The 10,658-nt window shown below is 62.8% G+C and carries 8 protein-coding genes and 2 pseudogenes; 4 read left to right on the top strand and 6 right to left on the bottom strand.

Annotated features, from left to right (window positions below):
* The first annotated feature begins 135 nt into the window (after positions 1-135).
* A complete protein-coding gene (locus E4K65_RS34670) occupies positions 136-1,269 on the top strand; it encodes an alpha/beta hydrolase family protein (protein ID WP_135177955.1) in 1,134 nt (377 codons plus the stop codon).
* A gap of 34 nt (positions 1,270-1,303) precedes the next feature.
* Here E4K65_RS34670 and E4K65_RS34675 read toward each other — a convergent pair whose 3' ends face one another.
* Positions 1,304-2,119 (bottom strand): response regulator transcription factor, encoded by an 816-nt coding sequence (locus E4K65_RS34675; RefSeq protein ID WP_135177956.1) that lies wholly within the window; start codon positions 2,117-2,119, stop codon positions 1,304-1,306.
* 263 nt (positions 2,120-2,382) lie between these two features.
* On the opposite strand from E4K65_RS34675, the gene E4K65_RS34680 reads away from it, so the two are divergent.
* Positions 2,383-3,231, top strand: coding sequence for an MBL fold metallo-hydrolase (locus E4K65_RS34680; protein ID WP_135177957.1), 849 nt, complete (start codon positions 2,383-2,385; stop codon positions 3,229-3,231).
* Positions 3,232-3,246: 15 nt separating this feature from the next.
* On the opposite strand, the pseudogene E4K65_RS48940 reads toward E4K65_RS34680, so the two are convergent.
* Together E4K65_RS48940 and E4K65_RS34690 are read right to left on the bottom strand one after the other, a co-directional pair.
* Positions 3,247-3,428 (bottom strand): annotated as a pseudogene (locus E4K65_RS48940) (aldose 1-epimerase family protein); the annotation flags it as partial.
* Between the two features lie 413 nt (positions 3,429-3,841).
* A complete protein-coding gene (locus E4K65_RS34690) occupies positions 3,842-4,369 on the bottom strand; it encodes a transglutaminase-like cysteine peptidase (protein WP_235885830.1) in 528 nt (175 codons plus the stop codon).
* A 490-nt stretch (positions 4,370-4,859) separates the two neighbouring features.
* Here E4K65_RS34690 and E4K65_RS34695 point away from each other — a divergent pair.
* A pseudogene (locus E4K65_RS34695) lies at positions 4,860-5,895 on the top strand (IS110 family RNA-guided transposase).
* 542 nt (positions 5,896-6,437) lie between these two features.
* On the opposite strand, the gene E4K65_RS34700 reads toward E4K65_RS34695, so the two are convergent.
* On the bottom strand, positions 6,438-7,349 hold the full coding sequence (locus tag E4K65_RS34700) for an IS110 family transposase (protein WP_135177959.1): 912 nt from the start codon (positions 7,347-7,349) through the stop codon (positions 6,438-6,440).
* Between the two features lie 173 nt (positions 7,350-7,522).
* Between E4K65_RS34700 and E4K65_RS34705 the strand changes: the two genes are divergently transcribed.
* Positions 7,523-7,729, top strand: a complete 207-nt coding sequence (locus tag E4K65_RS34705) for a hypothetical protein (protein ID WP_135177960.1) — start codon at positions 7,523-7,525, stop codon at positions 7,727-7,729.
* Positions 7,730-8,827: 1,098 nt separating this feature from the next.
* On the opposite strand, the gene E4K65_RS34710 is transcribed toward E4K65_RS34705, so the two are convergent.
* Both E4K65_RS34710 and E4K65_RS34715 read right to left on the bottom strand, forming a co-directional pair.
* Positions 8,828-9,712, bottom strand: a complete 885-nt coding sequence (locus E4K65_RS34710; protein ID WP_167771396.1) for an aldose 1-epimerase family protein — start codon at positions 9,710-9,712, stop codon at positions 8,828-8,830.
* A gap of 142 nt (positions 9,713-9,854) precedes the next feature.
* Positions 9,855-10,658, bottom strand: an 804-nt coding sequence (locus E4K65_RS34715) for a UDP-glucose dehydrogenase family protein (protein WP_135177962.1), incomplete at its 5' end; no start/stop codon positions are given.

Below are 10,658 nucleotides of genomic sequence, written 5' to 3' on the forward strand. Positions count from 1 at the left end.
AACCCGGAATGACCATGCTGTAGCTCGCATGAGCGAAGCGATATGCGGGACCGCCTGTCCCGGATGTCGCTTCGCTCATCCGGGCTACGGGGTTCATGCTATGCTCCACACCATCGCCACCTTTCGAATCGTCCCATGATCCTCCCGCGAATGCTGCTCCTGCTGATCGCCAGCCTCGTTGTGGCCGGCGCGCCGGCGCGCGCCGCCGAGTTCTACACCGAGGATCTGCGCATCCCGATGGCGGAAGCCGGGCCGCAGGGGCTGGAGGCGTTCCTGGTGCGCCCGGCGGGGACGAAGCGCTATCCGCTCGCGCTGCTCAGCCACGGCTCGCCGCGCAGTTTCGACGACCGCGCCACCATGTCCGCGCACAAATATTACGGCATCGCGCTGGAATACGCCCGGCGCGGCTTTGCCGCGCTGATCGTGATGCGGCGCGGCTACGGCACCTCGCCGGGCGGACGCGTCGACAGCGTCGGCGGCTGCGCCAATGCCGCGTACATGCCGGCGGCGGCGATTGCGGTCGCGGACCTGCGCGCGGCGATCGATGCGATGGGGCGCAGGACCGACGTCACGACATCGGGCATGATCGCGGCCGGCCATTCCGCCGGCGGGCTCGCCACCGTCGCGCTGACGGCGCAGGCGCCGCCCGGTCTCGTCGCCGCGATCAGCTTTGCCGGCGGCCGCGGCTCGCGCGACGGCGACGACGTCTGCAACGAGGGCGGCCTGGTGCAGGCCTTCGCCACCTTCGGCAAGACATCCGGCGTGCCGATGCTGTGGGTTTACGCGACCAACGATCTGTTCTTCGGGCCCGATCTCGCCCGCCGGCTCTATGACGGTTTTCGCGGCAATGGCGGCAACGTGAAATTCGTCGCGGCGGCGCCTTACGGCGACGATGGCCATTATCTCTATTCCGTGGTCGGCCGTCCGCAATGGACGCCGTATGTGGACGCCTTCCTGCGCGAGCGCGGGCTCGGCCACGACGTCCTGAGCCCGCCCGATCCGCTGCCGCCGCCGAGCCAGCTCAACGAGGCCGCGCGCGCCGAGTTCGCGCGCTATCTCGCCAGCACCGTGCCGCACAAGGCTTTTGCGGTGTCGCCCAAGGGCGGTTACGGCTGGCGTTCGGGGCGCGCGACGGCCGACGACGCCCAGCGCGATTCGCTCGCGGCTTGCATGAAATGGTCGCCCACCTGCACGCTCTACGCGGTCGATGATCGGCTCGCCGGAGCTGCGCAAGGGACAATAACGGACCAGAGCGCCCGCGCGCGATAGGCGCGAGGGCGATCAGATCACTCGACGGAGGAGGCTAGAGCCGTTCGCTGAGCGCGAGCTTGTAGCCGACGCCAGTGACGGTCGCGATCACGGGCGTGCCGCTGCCGACGAGCTTGCGGCGCAGCCGCGCCACCAGCGCATCGACCGTGCGGATGTCGACCTCGGCCTGGCGGTTGCTGACGACCTCGATCAGATAGTCGCGGCTGAGCGGCCTGCCGTCGGCGCCGACGAGCGCCGCCAGCAGGTCGAACTCGGCGCGCGTCAGCGACACCGGCTTGCCGTCGCTGCCGAGCAGCTCGCGCCGCGTCAGGTCGATGATCCAGTCGCCGAAGGCGATCGAATTGTGGTTGCGCGCCGCCTTGCGGTCGATCGAGCGCCGCCGCAGCACGCTGCGGGCGCGCGCGAGCAGGTCGCGCAGATTGATCGGCTTGGTGACGTAGTGGTCGCCGGCGATCTCGAGGCCGAGGATGCGGTCGACGTCGGTGTCGCGGCGGGTCACGAAGATGATGCCCGCGTTGCTGGTCGCCTGGATTTCCTTGGCGAGCTCGAAGCCGTCACCGTCGGGCAACTGCACGTCGAGGAAGACGAGGTCGGCGCGCCCGCGCAGCGCCTGGCGGCACTCCGCGCAGGAGCCGGCGCCGACCACGTCGAAATTGTTGTCGCTGAAGTAGCCGACCAGCATCGTCCGCGTCACCGGATCGTCTTCGACGACGATCAGCCGCTCGCGGCCTGCGGGACGCGCCTCCTGACGTGCGGAATCAGCCACGATGGTGGATATCCTGTGTGCTTGCGGCCCGGCCTGAAAATTCAAGCCGTTGCGCAATGCGCTGTCATGTGAACGTACATTCACAACTGGTTCGAGCCCCCGAATTGCCTGCTGGAATACTAGGCGTGTTGTGCTGCCTGAACAATATTGGTCACAGTCTCGACGCATTAAGTATGAATTGGCCCACAATTCTCATCCCGCGCATCATCACGCAGGCATGGTTCGCGCGAGCGCCGGGAGCCGGCCCAGGACCGCCGATCGCGCATCGGAACCCGATGCGGCTTGCCCCGCCGCGGACTTCAAACCTACTGTAAGTCCCCAAGGATCTGGACGCTGGAGGGGGCGCCATGGACGTCATACTGCTCGGCACCGGCGGCCCGCGCCCGGACCCGCGCCGCATGGCGACGACCACCCTGATCAGGCTCGGCGAAGAGAACATCCTGTTCGACGCAGGCCGCGGCGTCATGGTGCAGCTCAGCAAGGCCGGCGTGCCGCTCGGCGCCATCAACACGGTCTTTCTCACCCATCACCATTTCGACCACATCGGCGACCTCTACGATGTGATGCTGAACTCATGGATGCACGGGCGCAGGGACGAGCTGCGCATCTATGGGCCGCCGGACACCGAACGGCTGGTCAACACGCTGGTCACACAGGTCTACGACAAGGACATCACCTGGCGCGACCGGGGCGAGCCGACCTTCGGCGGCTGGAAACCGGTCGTCGCAACGGACATCGTGCCGGGTCCCGTTCTCGACACCGGGCGCTGGAAGATCAGCGCCGAGCTCGTCTCGCATGGCGATGGCCTCGACATGCCGCCGGCCTTCCTCGCGCGCTGGATGTGTCTCGGCTACCGCTTCGAGGCGGAGGGCAAGGTCATTGCGATTTCCGGCGACACGGTCCCCTGCCCCGGTCTGGAGCGACTGGCGGAGGGAGCCGACCTGCTGGTGCAGTGCTGCTTTCTCGCGACGCCGGAGATCAACAACGAGCACCTCCGCCGGCTTGCGAAATTCACGATCGCCTGCGGCGACACGGTCGGCAAGGTCGCGGCCAAGGCCGGCGTGAAGAAGCTCGCGCTGACCCATCACCGGCCGCGCACCGACGATTCCATGCTGAACGCGCTGTTCGCGGATGTCCGGCAGGACTATTCCGGTCCCGTCGTGCTCGGCGAGGATCTCACGCGGATCGAGGTCTGAAGGCCACCGATCCCAGGACGATGCGACCTCGATCCGGAACGACAAGCGCTCCCCCGCGCCGGCTGCGATATGCATCAGGCCCGGCTTGTCGCTGAACTCGCCGTCGAAACCGGTCGGCTGGCATAGCCGCGCCATGGCTCGATGCAGAGGAATGGTGCGCCTGATGGTTTCGACCAGACGCCAAGCTCACGAAAGCCGCACTTGATGTCAGTTCCCTGATAACAGGGAATTGTGCAGGAACATTGCCTTGGTAAGCAGCCCGCGACCGTTGCAAAAAGACTGAAAGTGCCTGCAAATCCTGGCTTTCGCGGCAGCGGAACGGCGAAGACACAACAGGGAAATATCGAATGTGATCAGGGATCGGCGCGCTCCTGAAGAGGGAAACCCTGCGCAATGAAGAAAGGCCCGGGAAGCCTTCAGCCCCGGTTCAGCTCACTCGTCTGAGGGGGCTGAGCCGCGCTCATGTGCCCCGTCTCACTGCCCCAGACGGATGGTATCGACGCGGCGACAGGGAGTAAGGCGGACTCTCGGGAAGACAAATTGAGGCCCGCAATTGCCAAGAAGAGACGCAGAGCAAGAGTTGCCTGCGGTAAGGCCTCGGTCCGGATACTCACTCCCCACCACGGTCGGCGATCGTGGTCCACAGCCGAAGCTGGTTCGGCATCTGAATTCGAACCCAGCGATAGGGCACATTCGCCCACGGCTTAATCACCGGCGTCAGGTTGTCGAGAACAAGGTCGACGGTTCGGGTACGCACGACGAGAATGAGGTGATGCTTTCCCCAACCCGTCACGACCTCGCTCAGCAGAAGCGCGGCTGAAGGCCAGCCTCGATCGAGCAGTTCGTGGCGCTTGGTCACTGCGTAATCATTGCAATCGCCACGATCCGGATTGATCAGCCAGGCTTCGACGCCCAAGCTCAGTTCCGCCTCGTCCGGAATAATGCTGCGGTTGACGGTTTGATTGATCTGCTTGAGAATTGCCCAGCGTTCCCCAGTCAGGCGAACCAGACCTCCGCGAAACACCGGCCGTGCGCGACATTCGTCGGCATAGCGCAGGCAAAACATCGTGTAGCCCATCGGCGGCAGCGTCGGCGTCTCAAACCGCACGTGACGCGGGGTTGCCAACCGCGGTTCCATCGGCATGTCCAGCTGCCCCGCATTGACGGTCTCAAGCCCGACGATCAGCCCCGCAATCGCCAGCGCAGCCTTTGCAAGAAAGGGTGCATGTTATGCCTCCCACCTGTCTGTCGGGGCAGACGCAAGGCGCAATGGTTGGAATACCTTGCCGCGCCGACCTTTCACTTAAGAGTTGCTCCAGTTGCGCTTTGCGTCGCGAACAACTTTTAGCAATTTGAAATTGTATAGCTTGGCCTAACACTTCTGACGGCAAAGGGTTCCTGAGGAAGTAGCAGGTTTATACCGATCGCGGATGTGGAGATGATGGGGGCGCACCGCGACTTCCGAACATGGCCCAACGCGGAAGTCCTGCGACGTCCGCTTTCGCGCCGCTATCAGAGGCATAGCGGACGTCAAACGGCGTCCTCGATTTATGATGGGGTGGACGCCCCGCCCGACGGCATCGATGTGCCAAAGTGGAGGTGTTGAGCACCACTTAAGGGAGGCGTCCGTGTCAGAGGTTATCATAATCGGTCTGGATATCGCCAAGCATGTTTTCCACGCTCATGGAGCAGACGGGAAAGGGCGAGCTATATTCGGCAAACGGATCAGCCGAGGAAAGCTGCTGGATTTCTTCGCAGCCCAGCCGAGTTGCACGGTAGCTCTGGAGGCATGTGGCGGAGCGCATCACTGGGCCCGTCAGCTGACCCAGCTTGGCCATGAAGTTCGGCTGATCCCTCCTGCCTACGTAAAGCCGTTTGTGAAGCGGCAAAAGAATGACGCGATCGATGCCGAGGCGATCTGCGAAGCAGCGCAGCGGCCGAGCATGCGGTTCGTGGCCGTGAAGAGCGAACAGCAACAGGCGGCGGGTCTGGTGTTTCGGACCCGTGACCTGTTAGTGCGGCAGCGAACGCAGCTCATCAACGCGATCCGGGGACACCTCACTGAATATGGATGGGTCGCACCTAAGGGGCCGTCGCACGTGACGATGCTTACCGACCTGATCGAGGAAGAAGAGACGGCCAGCTCGCTCCCCAAAGCGGCCCACGCCATGTTCCTATTGATGTTGGACCTGCTGACCGACCTCAATGGCAAGGTCGCGGACCTCGACCAGGAAATCGCGCGACGTGCTCGCGAGGACGTAGTATCGCGCCGGCTAATGACCGTTCCCGGCATTGGCCCAATCTCCGCCACCGCGATCGCCGCTCTAGCACCGCCGGCCGAGACCTTTGCCAAAGGCCGTGACTTCGCCGCTTGGTTGGGTCTCACGCCTCTTCAAAGATCGACAGGCGGCAAGCAGAAGCTCGGTGCGACATCCAAGATGGGCGAACGCACGCTCAGGCGCCTCCTCATCATCGGCCGCAGCGCGGTCGTGCAACAGGCAAGCAAACGCGGTGCGCCAAAGGGGGTCGTGGCTCGAACAGATGCTGGCTCGCAAACCGCGGATGCTGGTAACCGTCGCACTCGCTAACAAGATGGCGCGGATCGTCTGGGCGCTACTCGTCAAGTGCGAAAACTACAGAGCTCCAGTTGCCGCCAAGGCGTGATCTTGGCGGGCCAGAGGTCGTCAGAGGTGTAGTCGGTCGAAGGAGGATATGGCGCAACAGTCGGCGAGACGGGGCCGGAAGAACCAGATGTACTCATCGTGCCTGGAGCACGCATTTATGATTTGGTTCCGGTCCGCGAACTCCCATACGGGCCCGCAGCTCCATCGCTGCATCAGAGGCCGGACAGATGGCAGCATCCGACTATGTGCCAATCTTCTTCAAAAACCGCTTGCATTTGGCGGGGCGTCCACAGATGGCGGGGCGTCCACAGATGAGTACACGCCCTTCTGTAATGGGCCCGATGATGTCAAGCCTCCCGAGTGAATGTCACGCCGCCGAGCTCATGCTTCTGTCCGTGGTCAACGCCTGGCCGCCACATCATGCTGTCAGAGGGAGCGGTGAGCCTATCTAGATACGCGTGGTCCGTCAGAAGACGGCCACTGGGCGTGTAACGGCTTCACCGGATCCACCGTCCCGGCGACGGGACTTCGGGCACCAGGCTCAGTTCAGCCCGGTTGCATTCCAACTCTTCTCCTCGTGTTCTATGCTGCGATCGGGCCCGCGTCGGTCCATCGGTAAGTTGTGCCGTCGACCCAGATTCGATGCAGGATCACTGCGAGCTTACGTGCCAAGGCGACATTTGCGCGCTTCGAGCCTCGCCGCTTGGCGACGTCCATCCCCCAGCGCTTAAGTTTTGAGAATCGCGTGATGCGCGATAGCAGAACGTTGGCGGCCTCATACAACACCGTACGCACTATCTCGTCGCCGGCCAGCGTGATCCCGCCCGTGACGTCCTTTTCTCCCGATTGGTATTTCTTTGGCGTGAGCCCGAACAGCGCGCCTGCCGCCTTCGATTTTACAATGCGATGAGGATCATCAATCGCCGATTTGTAGGTAATCGCCACTAGGGGACCAACACCTGGCACTGTCATTAGCCGGCGACAGACCGCATCGTCACGCACCGTTGCCAGCACCCGCGTCACCGGGCCAACCTTCAGCCCAGAGCCACGCAAAATCCCGCGGATACTCAATTCCACATCGATAAGTCGCCCAAGAAGCTGCTTGCGCGCAACCAGCAGCGCTCGAACCTCTTGAGCCCCTATCGACTTTGCGTGCACCGCGCGGAACCATCCCATCCGGATCAACCGGGCAATCACGCGTGCATCCTTGCGATCAGTCTTCACCGTCATCGCTGATAATGCTGCCTTCACATGCCGTGTTTCCAGCAGGACCGTCTCGAATCCTGCTGTTTTCAGCGCCGCATGCAGCCATTGCGACAGCGGCCCAGCCTCCAGCCCGATCCGCTTCACTGCAAAACCAAGCGTCTCGAAAAATTCAACCAAGGCGTCAGGTTCGCTCGCGACCTTCGCTTCCTTCAGGATTTTACCTTGGGCATCCACAACGCATACGCTCGACAGTTCCAATGACACGTCAATTCCGGCATAGTTCTCCACGGCTGTCCTCCGTCTCCAGATGCTTGGGGCCGACTCAAGTCGTGACCCCGTTTCATCATCTATCGGGGACAGCCACCATCATGCCCCCTTGCACGGAGCAGGGCCCATTACGGCATCTAAAGTGCAGCCAGCTTTTTGAGCTGAGTAGGTCAGGAGAACAGCCAGGCGATGAAGTGCCGGCTGACCCACCCTATGGCGGCAATCCACGCGATCGTGGCAATCCCGGCTACGCCAACAAATACGATCGCTACGACGAGATCGCCAGCTCGACGACGATCACCTTCCGCGAACGCTCGCCCTTGGCTCTTATCAAGCATTTCGTCCCTGCCTCGGAGCAGGGACATAGCCGGTCACGGGAGCGGCCGACAATCGATTGGTGATATTAACCTCACCACCTCAGGGCTACCGGCTCGCTCCCCTCAGGGGAGCGGTCAACTTCCTTCAGGGCAGATTTTTCTGATCGACTTAGGAGCCCCTTGACCGCGATCGCCCGGAAGAGGTGACTCGTCTTTCTTCCGCCGCACGAAGGAGAAACGTTGGCACTTCGCAAGAGGGTTGTAGAAGATACGGCTTATACTTCAGGTAAGTTGCGCGTCGGCGTCTCGAGATCACCTCTCTGACACCATATCCGGCGGCAAAAGAGATCGCCGACGTGGCAACCAATATGATTGTGCCTAACATTGGCAGCGCGCCAGAATCTGGGCTTTGAAGATGCATTATTGCTGCGTTGGCAACGGGCCGCGTTTCAAGACAGGTCGTCCCCTGATCGCCGTTTTCACCTTACGTGGGGCGGTCTCCTTCGAGTTGATGAATCTCAAGTTGCAACACTGCCATCCCCTTCGGGACCAGCCGTCCGCCACTCCTTCAGGGCTGGCGCAGCGGAAAAGCTAGCGCCAGCGGCGGGATGTTCTATGGCCGCGCGAACGTTGCAAGGGACGAAATGATAGGGAAGGTCGAGCACAATTAACGGTGCACCAAGGCTCTTCAGGCGAACCCGGCCCCGAGCCTACAGTCCCAATCGGAAGACCGTTGGGAGCATGACCAAATCCTGCATTGCGTAGCGCCTGCTCCTTTGCGCCGCAGGACCCGCCCAAGACGTCGGCCTTTGCCGAAACATCGTCCAGGACAGCAATACAAAGGATTGAAAACCCCACAACGGTTCTTGCCCACATGAAGAAAATTTAGATGGGAGGGGCTCCTGTCGATTTGACGCATCTCAAGTTTTCAAATTTCAGACTTGGCCGACCCAGGAACGTCGGAGCCCGCGCAAGCTCGTGCTCGACGACGATCAGAGGGCCTCATTCCTTAGGTTCGGCCGCGAGGCGTCGAGCGTACCTTTGCATGGTTCGACAGATGTCGTCGCCTCTCCAAGGGCTCTGCCGCCACCGAGCTAGCCTAGTTGCTCGCCGTCCATCTGAGGCTCCTAACTCGCCGCTTGGCCAGACCCTGAAAACGCCTACGCTTTTTGAGTAAGGCTCTCAGGATGAGGCGACCTCGATTCGGAACGACAAGCGCTCCTCCGCGCCGGCTGCGATATGCATCAGGCCGGGCTTGTCGCTGAACTCGCCGTCAAAACCGGCCGGACTGGCATAGCCGCGCCATGGCTCGATGCAGAGAAAGGGCGCGCCTGATGGCTTTGACCAGACGCCGAGTTCGCGAAAGCCGCGCCATGACATTTTGAGCCAAGGCCCGGCGCCCTGCCCGGCCGCATAGCGGACCGCATCGCTGTTGATGCGATCGAAGATGACGGCGTCGACGGTGAACAGGGCTTCCGACAGAGGAAGCGCCGTGCCTCGGACGGGACTCGGATCCGTTGCCGCGAGCAGAAGTCCGCCCTCGACACGGCGAACAGGAGACGGCTCCTCGTTCGTGAACGTCAGCGCGTAGCTCTCCTTCGACACTCCAGCCTGAAGCGGCCAGTTGAAAGCGGGATGGCCACCGAGCGACACCGGCAATGTCTCCGCGCCGGTGTTGACGATCTTCAGCGCCACGTCGAGGCCGGCCGCGTCGAGTGTGTAGGTCACGATCAGCCTGAATGCGAACGGATAGAGCGCGCGCGTCGTCTCGCTGTCTTCGAGCACCAGCACACAGCGGCTCTCGCCGCGCTCCGCCCACGCGAAGCGGCTATCGCGCGCAAAGCCGTGCTGGGTCATCCGGTAGGTCTTGCCCCGATGCCGTAATTCGTCGTTGGCAAGACGCCCGACGATCGGAAACAACAGCGGCGCGTGGCGCGGCCAGGCCCGTGCGGCCTGCCAGACGAATTCGACGCCGGCATCACTCTTCAGCGAGCACATTTCGGCGCCGTGCGCCTTGATGGTCGCGGTCAGCCCGCCGCTGCGGATCGTGTGCGTGTCGTCGGTCATGACAATCTCCATAGCGGCAGCGAGGCTGACGGGCCGGGCGCGGCTGCCCTCGTGTGACCGATCATATCGCACCGGAGTCTATTTCGCCCGCCTCGGGACGAGGCGGGCGAAAGGTCGCGAAAGCTCAGCTCTCCGCGGCGTGCTAGGCGTGAGACGACCGCCCGACGCTCTCATAGACAAAACCGGCCGCTTCCATCTCTTCGGGGCGGTAGATGTTGCGGAGATCGACGATGATGGGCTGCGCCATGGTCGCCTTCAGCCGGTCGAGATCCAGCGCGCGGAACTGCACCCATTCGGTGACGATGACGAGCGCATCGGCGCCTTCCGCGCAGGAATAGGCGTCCTCGCAATAAATGATGCTGGGCAGCTCGCTCTTCGCCTGCTCCATCCCGACCGGATCGAAAGCCTTGACCTTCGCGCCCATGTCGATCAGGCCGGTTACCAGCGGGATCGACGGCGCATCGCGCATGTCGTCGGTGTCGGGCTTGAAGGTGAGACCGAGCACGGCGATGGTCTTGCCGCGCAGCGAGCCGCCGAGCGCCTGGCTCACTTTCCGCGCCATCGCGCGCTTGCGGTTCTCGTTGACGGCCAGCACGGATTCGACGATGCGCAGGGACACGTCGTAGTCCTGCGCGATCTTGATCAGCGCCTTGGTGTCCTTCGGAAAGCACGAGCCGCCGAAGCCGGGACCCGCGTGCAGGAACTTGGTGCCGATGCGGTTGTCCAGGCCAATGCCGCGCGCGACCTCCTGCACGTTGGCGCCGACCTTTTCGGAAAGGTCCGCGATCTCGTTGATGAAGGTGATCTTGGTCGCGAGGAATGCGTTGGCAGCGTATTTGATCATCTCGGCGGTGCGGCGTTCCGTGAACATCAGCGGCGCCTGGTTCAGCGACAGCGGGCGATAGATGTCGCCCATCACCTTGCGGCCGCGCTCGTCGGAGGTGCC

The sequence above is a fragment of the Bradyrhizobium niftali genome, assembly GCF_004571025.1.
Lineage (GTDB): Bacteria > Pseudomonadota > Alphaproteobacteria > Rhizobiales > Xanthobacteraceae > Bradyrhizobium > Bradyrhizobium niftali.